Below are 25,342 nucleotides of genomic sequence, written 5' to 3' on the forward strand. Positions count from 1 at the left end.
TTTTTTGTATCTGTTTATGATCTGAGGAGAAGGCTGCGTGACGGATCTGTTCTTTTATCTATCTAAGCTCTTATGGTTTATCGTGCAGCCTGATCATTTATTACTACTGATGCTGACTCTGGGTTTGTTTTTATGGAAGAAAGCCCTAGGTGTTTTTTTAGTCTGGTGTAGTGTTCTTCTCACGATAGTGGTTAGCCAGTATCCGGTAGCTAATCATGCTTTGGAACCACTAGAATCCTATTTTTCCAAACCAAATCTATCTTCTTTAGAGCAACCTTTGGCAGGTATTATTGTGCTGGGAGGAGGTGAGGATGCTGAGCTATCGGGGATACACGGTAGTAACGAATTTAATAGTGGCGCTGAGCGACTGATGGTCCTCCCTGCGTTGATGCTTAGAAACCCAAAACTGCAAGTGATCTATACCGGAGGTTCAGGCTCTATATTTCGCCCGGGTTATCGTGGGGCGGATGTGGCTCAGAACTGGTTGAGCGAGCAGGGCTTGGCTGGACGTTTGATTATTGAGCGTGACTCACGTAACACTTATCAGAATGCGCTTTACACCCGTGAACTTATTAATGAGCTTGGAGCTGATTCACAAGGCTCCTGGCTACTAATCACTTCAGCGTTTCATATGCCGAGGTCTGTCGGGGTCTTCAGAAAGGCGGGTATCGATGTGGTTCCATACCCTGTTGATTATCGTGTTGCGGAGAATCGTTGGCGACCTAGCCTGAACCGAAATATGGCGGATTTAAATCTAGCTGTCAGAGAATGGATTGGTTTGTTGGCTTATTACTATACCGACAAGACAGACCAGATTTTGCCTCTACCTTCTAAAATGAATGTGCTAACTGAATGAAACAGATCCAGATTACCCAACGAACGTCCGTCGACCCTTCACTTCCGGTGTTTAATCAGGTCAATCCCGTATTGGCCCGAATTTATGCGAGTCGAGGTATCACGGATCTGGATAGCTTGGGGCGAAAGCTCAGTGAGCTCCTTCCTGATCAAGGATTGGCTGGTATTGATCAGGCTGTTAACCGGCTGGTTGCAGCAGTAACGCAACAGGAATCGGTTCTTATTGTTGGTGATTTTGACTGTGACGGGGCGACCAGTACCTCTGTTGCGGTTTTAGCGCTTCGTATGATGGGGCTAGACGATGTCAGATATTTGGTACCAAACCGCTTTGAATATGGTTATGGATTAAGTCCGGAAATCGTTGCAGAAGCGAAAAAGCTAAGCCCAGGTCTGATCGTTACCGTCGATAATGGTATCTCAAGTATCGAAGGCGTAGCCGCGGCTAATCAGGCTGGAATTGATGTGATTGTGACTGACCATCATTTAGCTGGATCTGAGTTACCAGAGGCGTGTGCGATTGTAAACCCGAACCAGCCCCATTGCGGATTTGTCGCGAAAAGTACCTGTGGGGTGGGGGTCATTTTTTATGTGATGATCGCCTTGCGACGGGCTTTACAGAACCAGAACTGGTTTGAACGGATTGCCAGGCCAGCCCCGAATTTAGCGTCTCTTCTGGATCTGGTTGCCTTGGGTACGGTTGCGGACGTTGTACCGTTGGAGCAAAACAACCGAGTGTTTGTTTATCAAGGGTTACAGAGGATAAAAGCAGGTTACTGCCGCCCAGGCCTCAAAGCCTTAATCGAAGTGTCGGGTAGGCAGCAACATAAAACGACCTCCTCTGATCTGGGCTTTGCTATCGCTCCGAGGCTTAATGCGGCTGGGCGATTAGAAGATATGTCCATCGGTATTGAATGTCTCCTCACCGATTCTGCGGAAAAGGCAAAAGAGTTGGCTATAACTCTGAATGAGCTGAATCAGGAACGGAAAGGTATCGAGCAAGAGATGCAGCAGCAGGCTCTCGAGTTATTGGCAAGGCTCCAGCTAGATGAGCAGCAATTACCTTTCGGTCTGTCCCTCTATGAGGAGGAGTGGCATCAGGGGGTGATAGGTATTCTTGCGTCGCGGATCAAAGAACGAACCCATCGCCCGGTCATTGCATTTGCTCAAGGTGATGAGGGCGAGCTTAAGGGCTCTGCACGTTCAATTTCTGGCTTTCATATCCGGGATGGTTTAGATGCGATCGCAGCCAGATATCCTCAGTTGCTGAAAAAATTTGGTGGTCACGCAATGGCTGCTGGATTGACAATAAGGGTTTCAGATCTTGAGTTGTTTCAGTCTGCTTTTGATGAGGAAGTTAAACGACAGTTATCAGAGCAGGATCTCGAGCAGCAGGTTCTGACCGATGGATTATTAACTTCAGAGGAAATGACGCTGGAGTTAGCTGAAATGCTCAGGGATGCCGGCCCTTGGGGGCATCAGTTCCCTGAACCTCTTTTTGAGGGGCAGTTCTCATTATTGCAACAAAGAGTTGTTGGGCAGCGGCACTTGAAAATGGTATTGATGGAACCATCTTCAGGGCTAGCTATCGATGCCATTCAGTTTAATGCTGACATGGGTTTATGGCCAGATGAAAGCCGGACTCAGGTGCGTGTGGTTTACAAGCTAGACGTGAATGAGTTCAGAGGGCAGCGTAATGTACAGATGTTGGTTGAGCATTTGTTGCCAGAATAAGTATACAAACACAGGTGGGATAACGTGAACGAATTTACATTAGAAGAATTGAACCTGCTGCTGGGTGTCTTTGAGAAAGCTGGTGTAGAAGAGAGTGCTGGTGAAGAGGGTGAGATGCTCAAACGGCTGAAAGCGGCTCAAGAAAATCGCCAGGAGCTTGAATCCATGGAGTTTGATGATTGTTTAGGTGGTGCTTGTAAGCTGTAAACCTATTAATGCCATTCCTATAGCTTCAGCTATGCCTACCACCCACAGCCAAAAGTGGATGGTAGGGTACCTACCTATAAAATAGAGCTCTATTTTACTGGCTGAAATTTAAGCCAGTCATGCCTGTGAGATCTAGTGCTGGCGTTGCCGTATTGTTAAGCCTGATATTTTCTAGAGTTATATTGCGGATGGTGTCAGAGCTGTCCCCTGCGTTGTTAAAGCTAATGCCTGCCTGAGATGTGTTACTGATAGAGATATCCCGTAACAAAACGTCCGTCGTATAAACACCGTTGGCCATATTGGTATAGCGATCAAATGAACCGTTAAAATCGATTCCAGGTCCATTTGTTACACCGGTGATCGAAATATTCTCCATAACCAGGGTTGTACTGCCGGTATTATTGCTGAGATCGTCAAAAGAGAAACCAAAATCTATACCTGCATCCTGAGCATTCTCAATCTGTACATTGCTTAAAGCTAAGCGGTATTCAACATCGGAATTGCTGTAGTCATCACTCGAACCCGAAAAGTCGATGGCCGCTGCCAGGTTATTCACAGTGCCTGTATTTTTAATGCTGATATTATCTAAAGCTAGGCTGTATTTTACTTTGCTGCTAGAGAAGTCCTGCAGCAAGTTATAGTTGATCCCATAATCTGCTACCTGATCGATTGTGATATTTGAAAGGGTTATTTCTGCGTCCAGACTGCTGTTAATAAACTCGTCGGTGGAAGCACCAAAATCAATACCTGTCCCCCAGCCTTTAGTGCCGATGTTGGATAGCTGGATATTATTCATGAAGAGTTTGAGCTTTGATGTTGCATTATCGAACTCATCAAATGAGCCACGGAGATCGATACCATCGCTACCGGTATTACTAATACGAATTCCATCGAAAATTACAGTGGCATCTGAACTACCATTATCAAATTCATCTAATATGCCTATGTCCATGCCTTGATCGCCCGTATTATTGATAGTGATATTTTTAAAGCTCACATAGGCTAAAGCAGAGCCATTGAAAAAATTATCTAGCGAACCGCTCATGCGAATGCCAGTCGTTCCTATATTCGCTAAATCGATATCATCAAACTTGAGCTTTAAGTCCCCACGTTTGAAGCCTTTCAAATTTCCTGAGAAATCAAAACCTGCGCCTGTGATTTCGTCCATTGTGATGTTACTGAAAGAGCTATCAAAGATGATATTGTCGACGTTTCTTAAGCCACCGTTGCCAGTGAAATCAATGCCGTTACCGCCAATACGATTGAATGCGATCTGATCAGCGCGAAGTTTCAATGTCGACGCTCCGCCTAAATAGATGCCAGCACCACCTGTATCGGCAATGGAAAGGTTGCTGAAGGCTAAAGCTTGCGGGCTGGTAATGATCGTTCCTGCCGTCTGGTCGGCATTGTTCCGATCGCTAAAGCCTTGGTTAAAGGTTAAACCTGAAGCTTTACCCGCACCGGTTAAGTCCAAAGCGATAAAGTGGTTACCGTTATCAACCTGAAAAATGGGGGTGTTACCGGTATGTTGTATCTGTGGTCTGGACCCCGGTGCGTTGTAATAACCGAAACCGCCTGAGCGTGAGCCCCGTAATGCTACGGAGCCGCTTCCGCCCAAAATGGTTTGGTGAGCGCCAGTGATCTGGCCCCCTGTAATAGGGCCTTTACTACCATCCAGAATTATCAGGCTGTTTTGTGTGTTAGTGATCGCTTGCTGGAAGCTGGTGTCGTCATCTGTAAACTCAACGGAGTTTAATGCCACTTCGGTGGCTTTATCTTTTACAGACTCGGTACCTGAAGGCGCGGCAACAATATCTGTATCTCGCTCAACGGCCGAGAGCAGTCTTTTTTCCAGAGCCGAAAGGGGGATCGAACGCTTGGCCTTTCCTCCAAGCGGGATGGTGAGCTTAAGGCCCGCTTCCCACTTGTCATCCCGAACTTTATCGTGGCTATATCCGGCTTCGGCGGTAAGCGAAGATCCGGGGATATCATTAAGAATATTATTCCAGCGCCATTCAGCTCTCAGTTTGGGCCCCTCAACGGGAGTGCTTACAAGCTCATCATCAAAACTAAACGCCCCTGCATACAGCCAGATATCCTGATCAGATAAAACTGAAAACCTGTGTCCCAGCTCAAAGTCATACCCTGATAAAGGCACTTCAGCAGCGCTGGTTATAAAAAGCTGATTACCAATAAGCTCAGCTTCTACGGGTTGGGGGTAGGCTTGCGCAGAGGAGAGGGCGTTATAAGCATTAATGCGAAAATCCCAGTTGGGGTGCAGAGCTTCCAGGCCCCAGGCCTCCTGATGAAAGCGGTTGCCGTATTCAGAGGTGCGAATGTCTCTTCCGACCCACATGCCTATGGCCCACCTATTGTTGATCATCTTTCGGTAGCCCAGGGCCAGGTTACCCTCTTTGCTTCCAGCGTCGAAAAGTTTGCCGCGCAGTTCAGTGAATAAAAGACCACTATCAGTTTGATATATCGGCAGGAGTAATGCTGCTTCGCCTCGGCTGGAATTGTCGGTGCCAATGGAAACACCGCTTTCAAGCCAGGGATCCCACTTATCGCTGGATGCCAGGCTATGTTCTGTAAATGTTATGGACAGGGCAAATACAGACAGTGTTGCTAAAGGAAATGTGCAGGACTTCATTTCAGCGCTCAATCAAATTGGGAAATAATCTTGATCAGCTGACAGTAATAATACTGAGAAAAGAGAAGTGCAAAGCTGCCGGATTGAGAGTCTCCAACTCTTTATGCTGATCCTTCAGTTGCGTGGACAGGGGCACCTGAATCCGCATCAATCCGGAGCTGGGTAGAGTATTACTGAGGATTCTTAAGAGAGTCTTAAGAATCCTCAGATGGTAGAAATGACTATATGGGGAAGTGAAGGGAGACTGTCAGTCCGCCGCCAGGTGTGTCACTAAGCCGGATAGAACCATTATGAAGATCCAGGATGTTTTGCACGATCGTCATGCCAAGTCCTGCTCCAGAGCTATCACTGGTGTCTGCCCGATAGAAACGCTCAAACACCTGCTCTTTCTGGGTATCGGACAGCCCTTTGCCATGATCCACAATCTGGATGGAATTACCTGAGTCGGTTGCAGTTAAAGTCACAACAATATTATCACCAGCAATACTGTACTTAATTGCGTTTTCAATCAGGTTGCGTAACAGAAGGCTAACCAGCACGGGCTCTCCTTTCATATTCTGCGGTGCTTCAGTTTCTGACTTTAGCTCAATATCCATCTGACGATTGACTGCAATCGGATAAAGCTCTGCGATAACATTGGTGATGTTGTCGTTCAGAGAAAATAGGGTTGAATTGAGTTCCGATTCATTCTTGGGGTTTAGCCGTGCGAGTTCTAAGAGCTGATTGATAAGCCGTTCCATCTTGATGACACTTTGGCGGCCTGGATCATCCTGATCAAGGTTGACTTTAAAAGCTGCTAACGGTGTACGTAGTTCATGAGCGGCATTATCGGTAAAACGTTTTTCTCGCTCAATGTAAGTGTCTACCCGTTGAAATAGCATGTTGAGTGACGATACCGGGCTTTGTAGCTCAAACGGAAGTCCCTGCTCTGGAATAGGGGTGAGGTCGTTTGCATCGCGCAGATGCAAATCACGGCCAAGTATATTGAGTGGCACCAGGCTCTTCTTAACGATAAGAATCACCAGTAACGTAAGAATGATTCCGGCGATGATCAGAGGGGAGATAAAGCTAGTACTAATCTCCATCTCTAGCATTTTTCTTAAGGGCATACTTTGTGCACTGGAGAACCAGAGTTGCCGCTGTTCATCAAACAGTGAGAAAACCCGCCATTCTTCATCATTGGAAACGTGCTGTGAAAACCCGACCGTTAAATCCTTCGGTACGCTATGGTCGGGTAGGGAACTGAACAATAGATTGCCCTGTTGGTCCTGAATGATGATGGCCAAGCCTTCACTAAAATAAGTGAGCGACTCCTCCTCTTCATCATCATCCAGATTCTTGCTCAGGTAATCGGTCAAAGTTGCCGTATGTATCTGACTTTGTTCAGCAACCCATTTATTCAGTACTGCCGTATAATCGTTTGGTTCATGGGGGAGCAATTTGTCCAAAAGCGAAATGGCCTGAATCAGGGTCGAGTCAAAAACCTCGGTTGATTCGTGCTTGGTTGTATAGACCGCGCTAAGAAGTGATAAGGCTCCACCGAAAATAATCACGGCGATCGTCCAGCACAGAATGGTCTTCTGGATTGATTTTCTAGCGTTCGGCAACATAGTACCCGACCCCTCTTACAGTAGAGATTAATTCTTTGCCAAGTTTCTTACGAAGGTTATGGATGTGGACTTCGAGTGCGTTGCTTTCTACATCATCGGCGTACAGCGTTGCTTCAATTTTTGCCCGGGTCATAACTCGGCCGGTGTTATTCAATAGAAGAACTAACAGGTCGAATTCGCGTCGACTGGCTTCTATTGGACTTCCCTTAAAGAATACCTGGCGAGCTGCAGAATCTATCTTGATATCACCGAAGGTAATCTCCTCTTTACTTCTGCCATGTAATCGACGTTGAACTGCCCTGAGTCTCGCTTCTAACTCATCCATTTCAAAAGGCTTTGTTAAATAGTCATCAGCGCCCAGGTCTAATCCGTTGACACGCTCTTCCACGGCATGCCTCGCAGTAAGGATCAGTACTGGCGTTGAAATATTTTCGGCTCTGAGCCTTTTGAGTATCTCCAGACCGTCAATATCGGGAAGGTTAAGATCCAGAATAATGATGTCTGGATGTAAGTTACGTACGGTACTAAGTACTGCCGAGCCGCTCTGAATCCAGTCAACCTGGTATTGGCGTTCTTGTAATTTAATCTCAATGACCTGGCCGAGAAGGGGGTCATCTTCGACTAGTAGAACATGCATTAGCATTTTTTAATCTTTCAACTATTAAAAGTAAGAGTGGAATTACAATGTTTCAGAAACGACGATGCAAGCTTTATTGCTATTGCGTCAGGATTTTTAAACAGGCACTAAAGAACAATATGATTAATCTGGATCAGTGAGCCTTTACTTAGTTAAAGTTATTGTTGTGAGGCTGCTCAAAAAATCAAAGGATGATTAAGGCGATATTCGATTTTATCTGAGCAGAATCTACACTTGTATTGCTAAGCCCCACTCGAATAGGAATCTTATGAAACGGTTGTTTCCTGTCATTAATGTCCTGTCGCTGTTCTTGCTTGTCATTCTTGCGGCAGGTGCTGTCTATGTAGAGTCCCTGATCGCTAAACGTCTGGAAACTGAAACACGGGCGACCTTACAAAATCATCTTTATACCGTAAAAAATCGTATAGAAAACAATCTGCTAAGTGATTTGCAGCTCGCTAAAGGGTTAGTGGCGGCTGTTGCGACTAAGCCTCAGCTAAGTCAGCGCGAGTTTGCTCAGGCCGCAAAATCTATTTTGTATAAACACAACCAGCTTCTGAGTGTGTCTGCTGCCCCAGAGATGGTTTTGGAGATGATCTATCCCCTTGAGGGCAATGAGACTGCTCTGGGGCTGGACCTGAAGAAGGTTCCTGAACAGTTTGTTGCCGCAGAGCGTGCTAAAAAGACCGGCCAGATTGTATTGAGTGGCCCTGTTGATTTGGTGCAGGGGGGATCGGCATTTATAGCGAGAATGCCCGTTTTTATTGAAAACCCTCAAGGTAAAAACACGTTTTGGGGGTTGGTCAGTGCGCTGATCGATGAGAAAAGTCTGTACATTAACAGCCAGCTCATCGGTACTGATCTGCCAGTAGAGGTTGCTATCAGAGGCAGGGATGCTTTAGGTGAAGAGGGAGAGACCTTCTTCGGTCGTGCTGATTTGTTTGAAGATGCGGCAGTATTTGCTGAGTTACAACTGCCCGTCGGCAGTTGGCAATTAGCTGCGATCGCAACCGGTTCTTTACCTGAAGTGGGGGCTTTTGTCTGGCCCATGCGGATCGGTTACGCCTTGAGCGCTTTTGCTATTCTTTTATCGTTTTTTGTGATGAACATTGCTTTAAAACGAACAGTCAGTGCTCAGGAAAGAGCGGAAACAGCCCAGTCTGAATTGCAAGCATCGCTTAAGAGTCTGAATGAGCGTGAGACTTTACTGAGAACAGTTATTGATGAAATGCCAGATGTGCTTGTACTTAAAGATCACAAAGGTAATTTTCTCTTAGGTAACAATACGGTAGCGCGTTTATATAACACCACTCCGGAAGAGATGGTCGGTAAAAACGATGCTGACTTTGGCGTTCCTCAAGAGATGGCAGACTTCTTTCGTGAAAATGTCCTGGCCATAATGGAAAAGGGCGAGCCTGAAGTAGTTATGGAAGATAGTACTGATACAGCTTCTGGAGAAGTCAGGCATTTTAAATCGATCAAAAAACCATTCAAGGATGCGGATGGAAATAACCAGATTCTAGTTATCGCACAAGATATTACTGAAATTGTTGAAGCCCAGCGGCAATTGGAGATCAGTGAGAAAAAGTTTCGCACCATACTGGATAGCGTCGATGCCTATATCTATCTGAAAGATAAAGCGGGGCATTACCTCTTTGCAAATCGCAAGGTGCGAGAGCTATGGGGCGCGGCCATGGAAGATATCGTGGGGTTTGGGGATGATAAGTTTTTTGATCACCCAACCGCGAAAAATATTCAGCACAATGACCGTTTGGTGCTGGATGATGGTCAGACTCTCAAAGTTGAGGAGGTGAATACGCTGCCGGGAGGGGGGACTACAACTTATCAATCAACTAAATTACCCCTACGCTCAGAAGACGGGGATATCTACGCTTTATGCGGTATTTCTGTTGATATTACAGAGCTAAAAAATATTGAAAAGGCCCTCCGCATAAGCGAACAGCGTTTCAAAATTGCTGGAGAGGCAGCCTATGATCTGATCTATGAATGGGATGTAGAGACCGATTCACTGCATTGGTTCGGCGATATAGATGATCTTTTGGGCTATCCCAAAGGCAGTATTTCCCAGGATATTTCTGCCTGGCTCAATCTTATTCATCCAGAAGATAAAGATCTGTTAGGCGATGCCGTTGAAAGGCATCGGACTTCTACCCAGCCAATAAAATATGAATATAGGATCCAGCATAAGAAAGGTCACTACCTCTATTTGAGTGATCATGCCCTACCTTTACTGGATGAAAACCGTCGCCCCTATCGTTGGATTGGGGTATGCACCGATATCACTACTCAGAAAGAGCAGCAACTGCTTCTCGAGTTTAATGCCTACCATGATAAGTTGACCAACCTTCCTAACCGTGTGCTCCTGGCAGATCGCTTAAGCCAGGCAATGCACCAGCAAAAACGCCGTGGACAGACATTGGCTGTGGTGTATATCGACCTGGATGGGTTTAAACAGATTAATGATCAGTATGGTCACGATGTGGGTGATGTTTTACTCGTCGAGATTGGTCAGCGTTTCCAAACCCTTTTAAGGGAAGGGGATACGATCGCGCGTTTGGGCGGGGATGAGTTTGTTGCGGTAATGCTCGATATTAACTCAAGTATGGATTCAATCCCTCTGCTACGACGAATTCTGCACGCGATTTCTGTTCCGGTGCTTGTTGATGATGTTGTCCTGCAGGTATCTGCTAGTTTGGGAGTGACTTTTTATCCCCAGGCTGAGGATGTTGATGGTGATCAATTATTAAGACAAGCTGATCAGGCGATGTATCAGGCCAAGCTGGAAGGTAAGAATCGCTATTACTTCTTTGATATGGAGCATGATCGAAGCCTCCGTGGACAAAGAGAAACAGTAGAAAGAATAGAGCTGGGTTTGCGTCAACGGGAGTTCGAACTTTACTACCAGCCCAAAGTAAATATGCATAGTGGAGATGTGATCGGCTTAGAGGCGCTGATTCGCTGGAATCACCCTGAAGATGGATTGTTGATGCCGGGGCAGTTTCTGCCCGTTATTGAGGATAAACCTGTCGCCATTGAGATTGGCGAATGGGTAATCGAAGATGCTTTACGCCAGATGGATGCCTGGAGTTTTCAGGGTCATGACCTATCAGTCAGTGTCAATATTGGTGGGCTGCAATTACAGCAAGACAATTTCGTAGAGCGACTAGAAGCCCTTTTGAAAAAGTTCCCGCGCGTCGCATCTGAATGTCTTGAACTTGAAGTTCTGGAAAGTAGCGCCCTGCAGGATATCCAGCTGGTCTCCAAAGTTATGCAACGATGTAATGAACTAGGCGTTAGCTTCTCTTTAGATGATTTCGGCACCGGTTATTCCTCTTTGACTTATCTGAAGAGCTTGCCGGCGGCTAATTTAAAAATCGATCGTACGTTTGTGAGGGATATGCTGGATGACCCGGATGACCTGGCAATCCTTGAGGGTGTTGTTGGAATGTCGACAGCGTTTCGTCGTGGCGTTATTGCTGAAGGTGTTGAAGAGATTGCCCATGGGGAAATGTTGATCAAATTAGGGTGCAATCTTGCTCAAGGTTTTGCGATTGCTAAACCGATGAAGGCAGCATTAATACCTGACTGGATCAGTAGTTGGAATCCGCCAAAAGAGTGGCAAGAGCAAGGGCCGATTAGTCGCGATGATATCTCTTTACTGTTCGCCGAAATAGAACATAGAGCCTGGTTGCATAAGGTTGACCGCTTTGTCGCTGCAGAGGAACCGGAAGAGTTAGAACTACCTGAATTTGATGTAAGCAAATGTCGCTTTGGCTCATGGTTGGATAAACATGGTAGAGAGCAGTATGGGGAAGCGAAAGCATTTATCAATCTGGATGATCTTCATGAGAAAGTCCATGTAAGCGGTGAGTTAGCATGCAAAGCGGCCTTAAAAGGGGATGTGAAAGCGATAAAAAAACATCAGACTGATCTGCACAAATATAGTCACGATTTGCTGAATGTCCTGATGTTAATCTTGCAAGAGCAAAGCCCGGGTTAAGGTTTGTTGGTCTATATCTTGCTGCTGATAACAGCGATATCAGTATTAAGGTGGAGACTATGGGAACAACTGTCAGTGAATACAAGCTCGCTGCAGTCGCTTTGGCTGGTGGGAAAGCGGTGCGAATGGAGGGGCTTGATAAAGGCCTTCAGCAATACAAAGGGCGTCCATTGGTGTGCTGGACACTGGATTGCTTAAAACCCCTGACACAGGATATTGTGCTGAGTTGTAATCGCAATGAAGAGATTTATGCAAACTTAGGTTATCCCACTTGTGCAGATTTGCATGCTCCGGAAAAGGGCCCGCTAGCCGGAATTGAATCGGCTATGCATTATTTTGGTGCTTGCTGTACTCACCTCTTAGTGCTGCCCTGTGATACGCCAGACATATCAACTGAGCATCTGAAATTATTGTTGGATGCTTCCCGATCAGAGCCTCAGAGTGTTGTCGTTTTAAAGAGCCCCGAAGGTACCCAATATCTTCATGCCATTATTCCTGTGGAATATTACTCTGAGCTAGAGCGGTTTCTGGCTCAGGGAAGACGTGCAGTCAGGCACTGGTATCAAACACTCCCCGTGCTTGAGGTTAAGACAACAGAGTCACTGCCTAATCTAAACTATCAACATCAACTCACTGATTCTGCGGCTTAATGACTTTCGGTCATTCTTCTTAGCTGATATGGTTGCGCCGTTAATAATCAGGCTAAAAAGTGATGACCGATCTAAAACCATACTATGTAGGTGCTCATGTAAGTGCCAGCGGTGGCGTGCAAAATGCCCCTATCAATGCGAACCATATTGGCGCAAATGCGTTTGCCTTGTTCACAAAGAACCAGCGTATTTGGTTGTTTTAGCAAGGCAGTACATGCAGGGGGTGATTCCACCCTAAGCTCCTGTAAGCCGCTGTAAGACCCCCTAAGACATGAAAACCTCTCAAAACCCCTTAGAGAGCCTCTGAGGGCCTCTGACAGCTCCGATTAGGGTCTCTAATACCCCTGAGAGCCTCTGTAAGCTCCTGTAAGCCTCTCTGAGGAGTTTTTGTGTTTTACCCTAGTGTTTGTATAGGTGAAGGCGAAAACCTCTTACAGGGCCTTACAGGAGGCCTCAGGACTAAGACTAAAAAAAGCTTGACAAGGGTCGGAAATAGGCTTAAACTATATTAAGGACTACTTAATAAATACTTATAACGTCTTTAATCAATCCAAGTAAGTAACACATAGAAACCAAATAAAACATTCAAGTTCTTATTAAATATTTATTAAATATCTTATAACGTATTTTAAAGAATACGGTTTTGGATCACTACTATGGTTCTCTTCTGATCTACTCTATTTCAAAGATCTTTCCTAAAGATTTTATAACAGCTTTCCTCAAGCCAAGTAGGTAAAGTCATAGTAACCAAATAAAACATTCGAGTCCTTTGAAATATCTTATAAAGCTTCTATAACATATTTTAAAGAATACGGTTTCGGGTCACTACTACTCTTCTCTCCTGATCTATTCTCTTTTAACGTTATTTCTTAAATCCTTATAAATTGTACAGTTATTTGGTGATCCTCTGTTATGTGTGATCAAGTTTGTACAATTCTTGTATAGTTACTCCAGAATACCTCTCTAAAAGTAGTTCGAACTACAATCTCCCCATATTTCAAATTCCCAAATCTCCCCCAAAATTTACACCCCCCTTTTCAGATTCCTGATAATTCCCTTGTTCAAAAAAGATAATCACCCTCTTACGTGTTTGGGTGTTTAGCCCTTGCATACGGTCTTTGTGAAATTAGATACAAAATCAAAAAGATGACACCAGCCTTCACAGATCTTCCTGTATCACCTCCTGAGCTTCTCTGAGTGTTACTTGATCCAGTTTCAATATTATTGCTGGTGGACTGCTCAATGGCTGGTAGAAGCTTCAGGAGTATTTGTGGAAGGTGTATCAGCTTAGGTTACACCAAATCACCTGTCACCATGGGTATACCATTAGTGTACAGATAGAATTCACCAGAAATATGTATTTTATAGATTGCATTGCAATCTTAAGTAGACACATTATACTATAGATAGCTTAGGAGATTTAAGGGAGACATTTTCATGAAAGTATATGCATATCTACGAGCTTCTACAGAAGAACAAGATGCAACTAGAGCAGCAGAAGTATTAATTAAGTTTGCTCAGGAGAAAGGGTTCGAAATTGCTGAATACTTTGTTGAGAATGCTTCAGGAACGAAGCTAGATAGACCAAAGCTAATTGAGCTGATTAATACAGCCGGAGAAGGAGATGTACTGTTAGTTGAGCAAGTGGACAGACTGACAAGGTTAACGGCTGAAGATTGGAGTACTTTGAAACGTACTATTGAGGATAAGGGGCTGTTGGTTGTGTCTCTGGACTTACCTACCAGCTTTGCAGCACTACAAGCTGATGATCAATCTTTTACAGGCGATATTCTGAAAGCGGTTAACCGCATGTTGATGGATATTCTTGCTACCACCGCCCGCAAGGATCAGGAAGATAGGCTTCGTAGACAGAGACAAGGAATTAAAAGAGCACAGGATGCTGGCAAGTACAATGGTCGTCAACAGACTGAGGAAGGGGCCAAGAAGGTTAAGAAGTTTTATCAGCAGATAGATCTTGGAAATAATGTGGCAGATAGCGCCAAGGTCGCAGATATTTCCAGAGCCTATGGGTACAAGCTGATTAAGATGAGGAAGATGGAAGCTAAATTATAATATCGTTACACCTCCCTAATGTGAATAGGCTGCCATATGGGTGGCCTTTTTTTATGCCTATAGGAAAATATTTAAGACAAATAAAAAAGCCCCCAAAGTAGTTGCGAGTTCTACTAAGAGGGCTTTTGGCACAATGTAAGGAGATTGTTATTTATGGCTATTACATGTGATTTAATTAATATGTTAATTGTTTCTGGTATTGTTTAGTATCTCTGAAAGGTGCATGAATACTGAATAAGTTATAGTTTTCAACCTCGATCAGGTATTTTTTATTTTGAATAGCTAAGAAAGGGTGGATCAGCTAAATCAATAAAGGAGTATTTAATAGGAAATTAACAGGTGTTCTGAGAGCTTCTGTAAGGCTCTATAAGAGGTTTTAATTAAACCTAATGAATCTATCTAATTTAAATTAAGAGGCTTTCTTGGAGGCTCTCACAGCTTCTCTGAATGCTTTTGAATTCATGTTAATAATTTTATCACCATTAAGATCTTCAATCAGGGATTTTAATTGATCTTGAGACAGTAATTCTAAATCATTATATTGCTGATATGGATTTGCTCTAACTACTTTAACTTCTTGATAGTGGCCTTTTGACTTAATCAGGTCAGTAGATTTAGAGCTTTCAATAATTAAAGGTAACTCAGATTCTTTGTTGTCAGGAGTGATATGTTTATTCTTACGAATTCGCTTCATGACCTCTTGGCCTATGCGCTGAGATATATCGTTATCAGAAGTAAGGTCAGTTCTAGAAGAAGATAAGTTATCAGAAAGAAGCGTTTGTAATCTCTCTTTATGAAGAAGTTCTGAACGTGCTCTCTCAGCTTTAGCTTTAAATACTCTCTTACGTTCTGTTTCAGCTTGTTTAGCTTCTGTAATCTGTTTCTGAAGATCCCTCTCATACTGTTCTGCTTGTTCCTGTAAATGCTGTTTGATGCTTTCTCTGTAATTCATCACTGTAAACTCCTTAAGAATTCGTCTTCTTCTGCTTCTGCTTCAATAGCTAAACGTTCTTGTTCACGTTGGTATGCTTTGAAAGCTTCATAGTCTTCCACATAGGCTTTCTTAGCCTCTGATAGGGCTTTCTTAAAACCTTCTACGTCTTCACGTACAAGAGCCTCTGCTTCTGTCTGAAGGGCTTCCACTTCCTTCTTCACAAGGTCATTAGGTTTGATTAATTTGACCTGATTGATTAGTCCTGTACCTGCAAAGATAGCTTCACCGTTGATAGGTTCTAGGTATGAGTGAGATCGAACAAATTCTATTAGTGAATGGGGATTGTCAGTCTTAAATCTTACGTATTGAGTAGAACCGATTTCACCAAAGGATTCATTCCCATATTGTGATATCTCAGAGACTCCGTTGATGTATTTATCAAGTAACTCCTGGCATTTGTTGTTAACCATTTGTGTTCCTACACGGGGAACAGGAGCAGAAAGAGAATAAGTATTACCTTTGTAAGTAAATTCACGACTAGGTTTTTCCATTGTTTTCTTCCTCCTCTTTATCTATTGCATTTTTAAGAAGTTCAATCATGTTTTCGATTAATCGAGATGAACTGATATCTTGTGAATCTGCATATTCTTTTAGGAAGGTTTTTAATTCAGGTTTGATACGTACGTATAAGTTCTGTCGTGCCATTATTGATTACCTCTTAATTCTTTAAGCCCTTTCTCAATAATTGATCTGATAATCTCAGAGCTACTTGTATTAGAGAGTTCAGCTATCTTGTAGATGAATTTTTTATCTTCAGCTTTAACTGTTGTGCCAATAGCGTATTTGGCTTGGTACTCTTTCTGATATGTCCGTTTATCTGTCATGGTTATAACCTCGCAATAGATTGATTAAAATAGAAACGGAAATACCCCGTAGGTACGAGGTAAGTTGAATAGAATGGTGTAAAAAGATCCCCCTCAGTAGCTGAGGATATCTATAAAAGATATTTGATGATGAATGCTAAGAGGGGGTATGTTAATCCCTAAATATGACTTAATAGGAACAACCCATTAATAAAGATTAAAATTAATAGGTCATAATATATTGTACAATGGATATTGCGATTTGTCAAGTAAATAATAATCATTCGCAATAAGTTTTTAATAGATTTTAGGTGTTTTTATACTAATTTCACTCTGGATCGAATTCGAAATAATCTTCAATGTTCAGAGCTAAATCAGTTTTATCAATATAGTCAGACAGAAGTTCTGGATTGTTATAGTTTGCCCCTAAAGGAGCGCGTATTGGGTCGGGGATTTGCTGTGACAGGAAGGTGACGTAAACATCATTTTTCGTAACTTCAATCTTCTTAATGTACTGCTTTAAAAATAAGTTTAAATCACGCCTTCCCTGTTCTGATTCTAGATCTAATGAATCAATCGATTTCATAGCTTCAGAGGGTTCAACGCTAGATAGTTTAGCTTTAGTGCTATCAATATCTGTTTTGATCTCATCTAGACTACTAGATAGCCTGTTGGCATCTTTAACAAAGTTGGGAGCAGTAACACCAGCCTGAATAACAGCAGATAGGTTATTAAGTTTGGCTTCTGTATCTATCCTGTTTGTTTCCAGTTCTGCAAGTTTAGCTGTAAGGGCTTCATAATCTTCTGAATTGATCTTATTGAAGTTCAGGTAAGCTGTCATAGCTATCACAGAGCTAAGAACACCAGAGTAATTAATCATTCCCTTGAAACAGGTAGTCTTTCTTTCATAGGTAGACTTACAGCGTAGATATTGATTAGGAGCGTGTTTCCTTCCTTTCTTTGGTGGTACATGATCAAACTTAATTGGACCTCCACAAACATGACAGCTTAGGAGGCCTGTGAGAGCGTTTCTGAAGGTTGTAGTCCTGCCTTTAGTTACTTTGGTGAAGGTGTCTTGAACTCGATAGAACAGCTCAGGATCAATCACAGTAGGGAAGTAATCAGTGATAGGGTCACCGACAGGTACACCCCTCTCTTTCAGTTGGTATTCACCGATAACAGCTCTAGACTTAAGATAATTTACAACGGTAGTCTGTGACCATTTTGAAGGAACTTTTTTAACCTTCCCTGTCTTATCCTTGACGGGTTCACCATTCTCATCCTTAACTATCTTCAAACCGAATGCTCTGATTCCCTCTTCATTGAGAGTCTTCAAGATCTTAACTATTCCATAGCCTTTTGATCTCATGTCGTAGATACGTTTAAGGGTTTCCACAAATTCTGGGATCTCTTCAAAGGTTTGAGTGTCTTTATTCAGCTTTAACCACTTAGGACAATTACCAGTGAACTTAACTTCCCCTGCTAAGGTTTTCTCCCTCTTAGCTTGTTTCGCCTTCCTAACCCTATCTGACTTAGTTTGTGATTCTTCAGCCCCTCGGCTCATGTAGGTCAAAGCAACCATGAGGTCCATTTGATCACAGTCAGGGGAGTAAACCTTCTCATCCATCAAGGTGATGATAGTTACATCAAGATCCAGAAGCTGTAGTAGTAGGCCGAATGCTTTACGTACATGCTCTCTGGATAACCTATCAAGGTTTTCTACAAGCAATGAGCAGGGGGTTTGGATAGCTCCACTCTCACACCCTTTGATGAAAGCACCCAGAGCACCAGTATCAGCGTTAGCTCCCTTCCATGCTGATATACCTAAGTCTTCGAAGGTTTGAGTAGATAGGGTTAGGTTATTCTTAGTACAGTAAGAGCGGATAGCTTCCGTTTGTCGCCTGAGTGAATCTCCTTGAGCTTGTGATTGTTTACTGAATCGGATGTATGAATAAGCTTTCATTCTGGCTATCCCCTGTCGGTTGTTAATGGGGACATTCTACGCTTTGCCATAACAATTAACAATCAGCGTAGATGGGTAGCCAAACCGTTAGATAACAAGACGGTCAGTTCATTTAAGAAAAATTGCCAGGCCTTGGGGTTTACTCCTGAACAGATCCTTCCGCACGATTCCTACCTGATTAATTTAGGGCATCCTGAAGAGGAAGCTTTGCAGAAATCTCGTGATGCTTTTCTCGATGAGATGCAGCGCTGCGAGCAGCTAGGGTTGGTTTATCTCAACTTTCATCCGGGTAGCCATCTGCGCAAGATTAGTGAAGATGAGTGTATTTCGAGGATCGCAGATTCCCTGAACTGGGCAATTGCTCAAACTGATTCTGTAATCGCCGTCATTGAAAACACGGCGGGTCAGGGTAGTAATCTGGGATTTAGCTTTGAGCAATTAGCAGCAATTATTGATCAAGTAGAAGATAAAAGCCGGGTAGGTGTGTGTATCGATACCTGCCACATGTTTGCAGCGGGTTACGATATTCGTACTCAAGAAAGTTGTGCAGAAGTTTTTCAAAGCTTTGAAGAGATTGTCGGATTCAAATATCTAAAAGGTATGCACCTGAACGACTCCAAAGGTGGTTTGTCTTCCAATCTGGATCGTCATCATAGCCTTGGACAGGGAGAGATCGGTTTAGAAGTCTTTAGGTTTATTATGCGTGATGATCGTTTTCGTGGGATTCCGTTAGTACTGGAAACCATTGATGAGACGATATGGGCCGAAGAGATTCAGATGCTTCGTTTCTTTAATGCCGAGCAAACCTAGGCTCTATAGGTTTTGGTAGTTTGCCTGCTGCTTAGATAAACATTTTCACTCAAATGTAATATACAAAAGCTAGGCTACCGGGATAGTAATGATACCCGCTAGGTTTTGTAATGTTGCCTTCAACTGATGAAGTCGGTGCCGATACTCGTCGCCAGTTGCTGTTAGAAATATTGGAAACAGAATCCCTTTTTCCTCATTTCCAGCCCATTGTGGATATGAAAAAAAATGAGGTGATAGGGCATGAAGCTCTGATTAGAGGCCCTGCTGGCAGTGTTATGGCATCGCCTGGCGCGCTCTTTCAAACAGCGATAGAAAATAACCTTCTTCATACGCTCGAATTGCTTTGTCGTCGGTTTGCGATAGAAAAATTTGCAGAGTTAAAGCCGGGTGGGAAATTATTCCTCAATATCAGCGCTTCCTTGCTAGGTACACCCGAGCATACAGAAGGGTTTACGTCTGAACTTCTTCAGGAGCTGGGTATCTCGATCCAGGATATTGTTATCGAGCTGTCCGAGCAGCACCCTTTTGATCAACATGGGCTGACAAACAGTGCCGTCCAGTATTATCGCAATATGGGATTCCAGGTTGCTGTTGACGATCTGGGGACCGGATACTCCGGACTCAAACTTTGGTCAGAGTTAAACCCTGAATATGTAAAGATCGACCGGCATTTCGTTTCCCGTATCGATACTGATGCTGTGAAGCGGGAATTTGTACGCTCCATCTGCAACATCAGTAGTGCAATGGGTTGTAAAGTCATTGCGGAAGGGATTGAGCGAAGGGAAGAGGTCCAGACCCTGATGGAGTTAGGCATATCCATCGGTCAGGGCTTCTATCTTGGTTATCCTAGTCCTGAACCACAGCCTACCTGGACACCACTGGCGATCAATGAAATTCAGGTTGCAGAATCCATCGCTGAATCGGAAACAAACGAAACGGCTCTGGCCTTATTGCGACAGGCGCCAGCCGTCGCTCCCGACGACACAGTACTGGCGGTTAGCGAGTTGTTCAGGGCAAACTCAGATATGAGTGCTTTAGCCGTTGTTCAGGATGGGATCCCTTTAGGTGTTGTGCGCAAATCAGACCTACTTGAGTTGTTCTCAACGCAATATGGTCGCGCGCTCTATGAGAAAAAACCGGCTTCCAGAATTCTATCTGACGATGTCCTTTTGGTTGAAAACGATATGAGCCTGGTTGATGTGTCGCGATTAGTTACCGGGCAGGAACATAGTGCACTGCAGCAGGATATCATTATTACTCAGGACGGCTGTTATCTTGGGATGGGTAACCTAAGAGATCTTTTGAAACGCATAACCGAATTGAAAATTCAGAATGCCCGCTATGCGAATCCATTGACTTTGTTGCCCGGCAATGTCCCTATTAATCAGGAGCTCGAAGCCCTGTTAAAACGGACTGCCGATTTCTATGTTGCCTATTTTGATCTGAATAACTTTAAGCCATTTAATGACAGCTATGGTTACTCAAAAGGGGATCAGGTTATTCGTCTGTTGGGTGAGCTTTTAACTTGTCACGCTTCGCATGCGAATAACTTTATCGGGCATATAGGCGGTGATGACTTTGTGGTGATCTTTAGAAGCCCTGACTGGCAAATGAGTTGCGAAAGAATTCTGCGCGAGTTTGATAAAGAGGTCAGAGGGTTCTACTCACCTAAAGATCTGCAAAATGAGGGGTTGTGGTCCACAGACCGTAAAGGGGTACGTTCATTTTTTCCATTGTTGGGCCTTGCTATCGGTGTTGTCCATCCTGACCCATACCGTTGTGGTAGTTTCCATGAAGTTGCAGAGCTCGCTGCGATGGCTAAGAAAGAGGCAAAAAAACATACTCATAGCGCGTTGTTTGTATCGAGAAGAAGAACAACGGGTTTATCGGTATCTGGCTCGGACGATAAGCGTCAGGCTTAAATGCCGGCCAGTTCACGCATCGCCTGGTCTGTTGTGAAGTAGATCTTCCCCTGACCCATCTGCTCGACAAAGCGGGTGCTGTTAAGCTGGTCCATCACAGGGCCTTTAACCTCTGACAAGTGCAGAACAACTTCATCATCTCTAAGGTTTTTTACCAGTTGCTCCAGAGTTTCCAGTGCGCTGGCATCGATAAAGTTCACTGCTGTGCAAATTAGCACGACATGCTTGATTTCGGGGTTATCCGCACAGTGCTTCAGTATGAATTCTTCAACAAACCGTGTATTGGCGAAATACAGACTCTCATCAACACGCAATGCCAGAGTGCTCGTATCGGTCACAACATCGTGACGTGTAACGTTACGGAAATGCTCGCTAGCGCCGACCCTGCCGACAACCGCAATATGTGGCTGGCTGGAGCGGTACAGAAGTAAGGCTATGGATATGGCTATTCCCATTAGTATTCCGAGTTCTACACCGAGAAATAGCACCATCAGAAAGGTTGTCGATAGCGTCAAAGCATCCGCTTTATTGAAGGTCCAGCTGGTTTTAAAGGCTTGTAGGTCCACCAGCGGAATAACAGCCATGATAATGATTGCTGCCAATACTGTGTTCGGCAGGTAATAGAATAGAGGGGTGAAAAAAGCCACGGTAATTGCCACCAGTGTAGCACTGACAAGCGAGGCAACCGTACTTTGCGCGCCTGCGCTGTGGTTAACCATCGAACGGCCAAATCCGCCTGCGACAGGGTAGGTTCCGCTTAATGCGGAGCCAATATTAGCGGCTCCCAGAGCAATCAATTCTTTATTTGGATCAATCCTTTCTTGGCGCTTACTGGCGAGTGCTGTACCAACAGATACGCTTTCCAGAAATCCTATCAGCGCGATTAGCAGGGCAGGGGTGAAGAGCTGTTTCCAAAGCTCCAGATCAAGGTGGATACCTTTAAGCCCAGGCAATCCTTGCGGGATCATTCCGACGGTAGTCACACCAGCCTGAGTTTTTAAATCCAGTTGCCAAACAATCAGGGTGCCGAATAGTACGGCAAACATGGGGCCTGCTTTACAGATCGGTTGAACCAGCCAATCAGGCATCGCCATTCTTTGTAGATGGCAGCAAAGGCTATTCTTACAGTACCAAAGAGTGAAAAAGGCAAAGCCGGCCAGTAAAACAGTGGTTAAGTTCGTGTCTTGGCTATGCTGTAGCAGGTTCTCAATGTTCTGGTCTAAGGTCGATGCGCGAGGAGTATCAAGGCCTGCAATATGTTTGAGTTGGCTTACGGCTATCACAATGGCGGCAGCGCTGGTGAAGCCTGATAAAACCGAATGACTAATAAAATTTACGACAGAGCCGAGCCTAAGGCTGCGAAGCACGAGCAAAATAATGCCAACTAAAAATGAAAGATTAATAGCCGCATTCAGATAATCAGCGCTGCCCTGTTCAGCAACCTGGCTGATTGCTGTGCTTACCATTAACGAAGCAATAGCAACCGGGCCTACTGCAAGGGAGCGGCTGCTACCTAATAATGAGTAAAGATAGAGAGGTACAATACTGGCGTATAACCCATACTCCGCGGGTAAGCCTGCCAAAAGAGCATAGGCCATTGCTTGCGGGATAAGTAGGATGGCTACAATGACTCCGGCCATCAGATCACTGATGAATGTTTCTCGCTGGTAGTCCTTGAGCCAGCCTAGCAGTGGGAAGTATTCAGCCAGGGGGCGCATCTGCTTTTTGTTATTCCTGAAAAACCAAGTATTCTTTTAAAGAATAATAATATATCAACCAATTATAAACGAGGCGCTGGTGCATATTCCAGTCGTTGCTATAGTTGGTTTTTCTAATCGGCCTGACAGGGATCAAAAATATGTCTGAACAATGGCAACCGGATTATGGTCAAAAAGATTTCAGCATAGAGAAGAAGGAAACCTTGTACGATGGTTTCTTCAAGATGTACAAGCTTCACCTTCGGCATAAAACGTTTGCCGGTGAGGAAATTCTCATCCAAAGGGAGTTGTTTTGGCGTGATGACGCTGTTTGTGTGGTGCTCTACGATGCTCGCAGACAAAGTGTTGTGTTGATCGAGCAGTTTAGGGTGGGCGTTTATGATGATCCACAAGGCCCCTGGATGCTGGAGTTGGTTGCAGGCATTGTTGAGCCGGGTGAAGGACCTCATGATGTAGCCCGAAGGGAAGCTGTTGAGGAAGCGGGGGCTGATCTGGGCGAGATTATGCATATTACTCGCTTTTCACCGAGTACGGGCGCCACCCGTGAGTATATCGACCTTCTCTGTGCTCAGGTCGATTCTGAGGGAATTGGTGGCTTGCATGGACTAGAGGAAGAGGGGGAAGATATTAAAGTACATACCCTACCTGTAAAGGAAGCCTATGCTTTGGTTCGAAGTGGTAGAATTAATAATGCACCTGCAATTATTGCCCTGCAGTGGTTAGAGTTAAACCAGGCTGAGTTGGATCAGCGCTGGGGCTAGGTAGCTTGGAAATAGAGAGTTAAGTGAGTAATGAAGCGTAAGTATATACCTGATCTGACAAGGCAGATGTCACAATGTGAGGCGAACTATCATCGCATCATGAAGCTGTTGCCGGATCTGGATAGTTGTGATGAGCGTGAGTTCAAGGTCAGCTGGCCTGAACATCAGGCTTACTTACGTCTTCGGGTTGATGAACGTTTCAAATACACATCGACACTCCTGGTGAGTCATAGTTATGAGAAAAGCTCTCCCTGGTTGGATAGTCCGGGGCTGGTGGTTCGCCTCTATCATGACGCTGCGATGGCCGAAGTGATCTGTATGCAGAAGCGTAAACAGTTATCCGGTGTTTATCCTTATCCAAACCGTAATATGCATCAACCGGATGAGAAAGTTCAGTTAAACGAATATTTGGGTGAGTGGCTGAGTGAGTGTTTGAGTCATGGTTATTCAATGGAGACGGTCTTTAGTGGCTGACACTGCGCCTATCTTATTGCTCCAAGTCAGTGATATGCATCTGCAACAAGAACCCGATATGTTGTTGAAAGGAGTCAATGTCGAGCAACGTTTTCAGCAAGTACTGGTGGAGATTGAATCTCAATCTGCAGATGCCTTGCTGCTCACCGGTGACCTTACTCATCATGCGCCTCGAGCCTATGAACGTTTAGTCTCTTACGTTGATTGTCTTCCGTACCCTGCCTATTGGATCCCGGGTAATCACGACCTGCCAGAGGAGATGGCGCGCTTTACCGGTACAGAATTAGCTCAGAGAGTTAAAACATTTGGCGGTTGGAAACTGATCTTTCTAGATAGCAGTTCCAATCCCGACGGCAAAGGTAGTGGTTCGCTTTCTGAGACAGAATTGAGCTTTTTAAAAGCCGAATTAAGTCAGACAGCGGCCGATCAACATGTGCTTTTAGTTCTGCATCATCACCCTGTGCCTGTGCAAAGCCGCTGGCAGGATGAGATCTGTTTGGCTAATGCTGAGCAGTTTTGGCAGATTGTTGATCTTTATCCACAGGTCAAAGGCGTTATCTTTGGCCATGTGCATCAAAGCTGGGAGCTTCAGAGAGGAGATATTCAGCTCTTCTCTGTACCAGCAACTGCCGCGCAGTTTAAAGCTCAGACAGATAGCTCCGAAGTAGAAAATGATCCTAAGCTAGCGGGCCCTGCTTATGGCCGCTATCAGCTCCATTCTTGCGGGAAAATTAGCCAACAAGTGATTAGATTACCCGCATAGCTTTACTGGCTATTGCGCCTAGCTTTCCCCTCCGGTAAGTTCTTTTCCAGAGGAAGAGAATGAATACACCGCTTTATATTTATGTTCATGGCTTTAACAGCTCGCCGCAATCGATGAAGGCGAGGTTGTTTGTCGAATATCTGCAGGGTAAAAGTCTTGGCGATCAGGTGATGATACCGGAGTTATCCCATTGGCCCGCAGAGGCTATGCAGCAGTTACGCGCTCTTGTAGAGCAAAACCAACAGCGAACCGTCATCTTATTAGGCAGTTCGCTCGGCGGTTATTACAGTACATGGCTAACTGAGCATTATGATCATGTCCGTACGGTTTTAATTAATCCATCGGTAAGACCGTTTGAACTGTTGCCTCAGTATCTTGGGCCTAATGTGAATCTGTATTCTGGTAAAGAGTACGAGCTTACCCAAGAACATTTGACGCAATTGTTGGCATTAAATTGCCAAGAGATCGAGCGGCCAGAAGCTTATCTGCTATTAACCCAAACGGCAGATGAAACATTAGATTACCGAGAAGCGGTCGAGAAATTTTCTGCATCACCGCAATTTGTTCAGCCTGGTGGTAGTCACGGTTTTGAACAGTTTGAAAACCTGATTCCTGCCATTATGGCATTTGCAGAAGGGCGTATTGATCTGCCCGAAGCACAACCGATTTAAATATCGTTAAACGTTGATTCATAGATAAA

Annotated in this window: 21 protein-coding genes and 1 pseudogene; 13 read left to right on the forward strand and 9 right to left on the reverse strand. The window is 44.4% G+C overall.

Going from position 1 to position 25,342, the window contains the following annotated elements; translation table 11 throughout:
• Nucleotides 1-37: 37 nt before the first annotated feature.
• The 3 genes from MED92_RS12770 to MED92_RS12780 are packed head-to-tail and all read left to right on the forward strand — an operon-like array spanning nt 38 to nt 2,793.
• Entirely contained in the window at nt 38-856 is an 819-nt protein-coding gene (locus MED92_RS12770; RefSeq protein ID WP_007021970.1) for a YdcF family protein, read from the forward strand.
• Nucleotides 853-2,586, forward strand: coding sequence for a single-stranded-DNA-specific exonuclease RecJ (gene recJ, locus MED92_RS12775; protein WP_007021971.1), 1,734 nt, complete (start codon nt 853-855; stop codon nt 2,584-2,586). The genes MED92_RS12770 and recJ overlap by 4 nt, the downstream gene beginning before the upstream one ends.
• A gap of 24 nt (nt 2,587-2,610) precedes the next feature.
• Nucleotides 2,611-2,793, forward strand: a complete 183-nt coding sequence (locus MED92_RS12780) for a hypothetical protein (protein ID WP_007021972.1) — start codon at nt 2,611-2,613, stop codon at nt 2,791-2,793.
• A gap of 94 nt (nt 2,794-2,887) precedes the next feature.
• Here MED92_RS12780 and MED92_RS12785 read toward each other — a convergent pair whose 3' ends face one another.
• The 3 genes from MED92_RS12785 to MED92_RS12795 all read right to left on the reverse strand — a co-directional run bounded on the left by MED92_RS12785 (nt 2,888) and on the right by MED92_RS12795 (nt 7,696).
• Nucleotides 2,888-5,443, reverse strand: a complete 2,556-nt coding sequence (locus MED92_RS12785; RefSeq protein WP_007021973.1) for an inverse autotransporter beta domain-containing protein — start codon at nt 5,441-5,443, stop codon at nt 2,888-2,890.
• A 221-nt stretch (nt 5,444-5,664) separates the two neighbouring features.
• The gene (locus tag MED92_RS12790) at nt 5,665-7,053 is read right to left on the reverse strand and encodes an ATP-binding protein (RefSeq protein WP_007021974.1); all 1,389 of its coding nucleotides are present in this window, start codon (nt 7,051-7,053) and stop codon (nt 5,665-5,667) included.
• A complete protein-coding gene (locus MED92_RS12795; protein ID WP_007021975.1) occupies nt 7,037-7,696 on the reverse strand; it encodes a response regulator transcription factor in 660 nt (219 codons plus the stop codon). Before MED92_RS12795 ends, MED92_RS12790 begins: the two co-directional genes overlap by 17 nt.
• A gap of 262 nt (nt 7,697-7,958) precedes the next feature.
• Between MED92_RS12795 and MED92_RS18655 the strand changes: the two genes are divergently transcribed.
• The 4 genes and pseudogenes from MED92_RS18655 (at nt 7,959) to MED92_RS12810 (ending at nt 14,434) form a co-directional block, all read left to right on the forward strand.
• Nucleotides 7,959-11,711, forward strand: coding sequence for an EAL domain-containing protein (locus tag MED92_RS18655; RefSeq protein WP_007021976.1), 3,753 nt, complete (start codon nt 7,959-7,961; stop codon nt 11,709-11,711).
• Nucleotides 11,712-11,770: 59 nt separating this feature from the next.
• The gene (locus MED92_RS12805; protein WP_007021977.1) at nt 11,771-12,361 is read left to right on the forward strand and encodes a molybdenum cofactor guanylyltransferase; all 591 of its coding nucleotides are present in this window, start codon (nt 11,771-11,773) and stop codon (nt 12,359-12,361) included.
• A gap of 62 nt (nt 12,362-12,423) precedes the next feature.
• Nucleotides 12,424-12,555 (forward strand): annotated as a pseudogene (locus MED92_RS19010) (deoxyribonuclease IV); the annotation flags it as partial.
• 1,243 nt (nt 12,556-13,798) lie between these two features.
• Nucleotides 13,799-14,434, forward strand: a complete 636-nt coding sequence (locus tag MED92_RS12810) for a recombinase family protein (RefSeq protein WP_007021979.1) — start codon at nt 13,799-13,801, stop codon at nt 14,432-14,434.
• Between the two features lie 409 nt (nt 14,435-14,843).
• On the opposite strand, the gene MED92_RS12815 is transcribed toward MED92_RS12810, so the two are convergent.
• From MED92_RS12815 to MED92_RS18660, 5 genes are all read right to left on the reverse strand, one after another.
• Nucleotides 14,844-15,386 carry a hypothetical protein gene (locus MED92_RS12815; protein WP_007021980.1) on the reverse strand — a complete coding sequence of 181 codons (543 nt, stop codon included), beginning with the start codon at nt 15,384-15,386 and terminating at the stop codon, nt 14,844-14,846.
• Entirely contained in the window at nt 15,386-15,919 is a 534-nt protein-coding gene (locus MED92_RS12820; protein ID WP_007021981.1) for a hypothetical protein, read from the reverse strand. The genes MED92_RS12815 and MED92_RS12820 overlap by 1 nt, the downstream gene beginning before the upstream one ends.
• The gene (locus MED92_RS19015) at nt 15,906-16,073 is read right to left on the reverse strand and encodes a hypothetical protein (RefSeq protein ID WP_007021982.1); all 168 of its coding nucleotides are present in this window, start codon (nt 16,071-16,073) and stop codon (nt 15,906-15,908) included. The genes MED92_RS12820 and MED92_RS19015 overlap by 14 nt, the downstream gene beginning before the upstream one ends.
• Nucleotides 16,073-16,252: a hypothetical protein gene (locus tag MED92_RS12825; protein WP_007021983.1), complete on the reverse strand. Its 180-nt coding sequence runs from the start codon at nt 16,250-16,252 to the stop codon at nt 16,073-16,075. The genes MED92_RS19015 and MED92_RS12825 overlap by 1 nt, the downstream gene beginning before the upstream one ends.
• Nucleotides 16,253-16,559: 307 nt before the next feature.
• Nucleotides 16,560-18,194, reverse strand: a complete 1,635-nt coding sequence (locus MED92_RS18660; protein WP_007021984.1) for a recombinase family protein — start codon at nt 18,192-18,194, stop codon at nt 16,560-16,562.
• 12 nt (nt 18,195-18,206) lie between these two features.
• Here MED92_RS18660 and nfo point away from each other — a divergent pair, with 12 nt between their 5' ends.
• The gene (gene nfo / locus MED92_RS12835; protein WP_420170119.1) at nt 18,207-19,004 is read left to right on the forward strand and encodes a deoxyribonuclease IV; all 798 of its coding nucleotides are present in this window, start codon (nt 18,207-18,209) and stop codon (nt 19,002-19,004) included.
• 110 nt (nt 19,005-19,114) lie between these two features.
• Entirely contained in the window at nt 19,115-20,926 is a 1,812-nt protein-coding gene (locus MED92_RS12840; protein WP_007021986.1) for a GGDEF domain-containing protein, read from the forward strand.
• On the opposite strand, the gene MED92_RS12845 is transcribed toward MED92_RS12840, so the two are convergent.
• Nucleotides 20,923-22,644 carry a SulP family inorganic anion transporter gene (locus MED92_RS12845; protein ID WP_007021987.1) on the reverse strand — a complete coding sequence of 574 codons (1,722 nt, stop codon included), beginning with the start codon at nt 22,642-22,644 and terminating at the stop codon, nt 20,923-20,925. The genes MED92_RS12840 and MED92_RS12845 overlap by 4 nt on opposite strands.
• A gap of 140 nt (nt 22,645-22,784) precedes the next feature.
• On the opposite strand from MED92_RS12845, the gene MED92_RS12850 reads away from it, so the two are divergent.
• The 4 genes from MED92_RS12850 to MED92_RS12865 are packed head-to-tail and all read left to right on the forward strand — an operon-like array spanning nt 22,785 to nt 25,313.
• Complete coding sequence (locus MED92_RS12850) at nt 22,785-23,405, forward strand: NUDIX domain-containing protein (protein WP_007021988.1); 621 nt, start codon at nt 22,785-22,787, stop codon at nt 23,403-23,405.
• Between the two features lie 30 nt (nt 23,406-23,435).
• On the forward strand, nt 23,436-23,879 hold the full coding sequence (locus MED92_RS12855; protein ID WP_007021989.1) for a DUF1249 domain-containing protein: 444 nt from the start codon (nt 23,436-23,438) through the stop codon (nt 23,877-23,879).
• Nucleotides 23,872-24,642, forward strand: coding sequence for a metallophosphoesterase (locus MED92_RS12860; RefSeq protein ID WP_007021990.1), 771 nt, complete (start codon nt 23,872-23,874; stop codon nt 24,640-24,642). Before MED92_RS12855 ends, MED92_RS12860 begins: the two co-directional genes overlap by 8 nt.
• Nucleotides 24,643-24,701: 59 nt before the next feature.
• Complete coding sequence (locus MED92_RS12865; RefSeq protein ID WP_007021991.1) at nt 24,702-25,313, forward strand: YqiA/YcfP family alpha/beta fold hydrolase; 612 nt, start codon at nt 24,702-24,704, stop codon at nt 25,311-25,313.
• The last annotated feature ends 29 nt before the right edge of the window (nt 25,314-25,342 follow it).

Origin of the sequence: Neptuniibacter caesariensis (assembly GCF_000153345.1) — a bacterium.
Classification (GTDB): domain Bacteria; phylum Pseudomonadota; class Gammaproteobacteria; order Pseudomonadales; family Balneatricaceae; genus Neptuniibacter; species Neptuniibacter caesariensis.

Excerpts from the sequence above, each read along its gene's own strand:
- MED92_RS12850 (WP_007021988.1), top strand. The coding sequence starts at position 22,785 with ATGTCTGAACAATGGCAACCGGATTATGGTCAAAAAGATTTCAGCATA.
- MED92_RS18655 (WP_007021976.1), top strand. The coding sequence starts at position 7,959 with ATGAAACGGTTGTTTCCTGTCATTAATGTCCTGTCGCTGTTCTTGCTT.
- MED92_RS12865 (WP_007021991.1), top strand. The coding sequence starts at position 24,702 with ATGAATACACCGCTTTATATTTATGTTCATGGCTTTAACAGCTCGCCG.
- MED92_RS19015 (WP_007021982.1), bottom strand. The coding sequence starts at position 16,073 with ATGGCACGACAGAACTTATACGTACGTATCAAACCTGAATTAAAAACC.
- MED92_RS12785 (WP_007021973.1), bottom strand. The coding sequence starts at position 5,443 with ATGAAGTCCTGCACATTTCCTTTAGCAACACTGTCTGTATTTGCCCTG.
- MED92_RS12845 (WP_007021987.1), bottom strand. The coding sequence starts at position 22,644 with ATGCGCCCCCTGGCTGAATACTTCCCACTGCTAGGCTGGCTCAAGGAC.
- MED92_RS12855 (WP_007021989.1), top strand. The coding sequence starts at position 23,436 with ATGAAGCGTAAGTATATACCTGATCTGACAAGGCAGATGTCACAATGT.
- MED92_RS12790 (WP_007021974.1), bottom strand. The coding sequence starts at position 7,053 with ATGTTGCCGAACGCTAGAAAATCAATCCAGAAGACCATTCTGTGCTGG.
- MED92_RS12840 (WP_007021986.1), top strand. The coding sequence starts at position 19,115 with ATGTTGCCTTCAACTGATGAAGTCGGTGCCGATACTCGTCGCCAGTTG.
- MED92_RS12815 (WP_007021980.1), bottom strand. The coding sequence starts at position 15,386 with ATGAATTACAGAGAAAGCATCAAACAGCATTTACAGGAACAAGCAGAA.
- MED92_RS12795 (WP_007021975.1), bottom strand. The coding sequence starts at position 7,696 with ATGCTAATGCATGTTCTACTAGTCGAAGATGACCCCCTTCTCGGCCAG.
- MED92_RS12810 (WP_007021979.1), top strand. The coding sequence starts at position 13,799 with ATGAAAGTATATGCATATCTACGAGCTTCTACAGAAGAACAAGATGCA.
- MED92_RS18660 (WP_007021984.1), bottom strand. The coding sequence starts at position 18,194 with ATGAAAGCTTATTCATACATCCGATTCAGTAAACAATCACAAGCTCAA.
- MED92_RS12805 (WP_007021977.1), top strand. The coding sequence starts at position 11,771 with ATGGGAACAACTGTCAGTGAATACAAGCTCGCTGCAGTCGCTTTGGCT.
- MED92_RS12820 (WP_007021981.1), bottom strand. The coding sequence starts at position 15,919 with ATGGAAAAACCTAGTCGTGAATTTACTTACAAAGGTAATACTTATTCT.
- MED92_RS12825 (WP_007021983.1), bottom strand. The coding sequence starts at position 16,252 with ATGACAGATAAACGGACATATCAGAAAGAGTACCAAGCCAAATACGCT.
- recJ (WP_007021971.1), top strand. The coding sequence starts at position 853 with ATGAAACAGATCCAGATTACCCAACGAACGTCCGTCGACCCTTCACTT.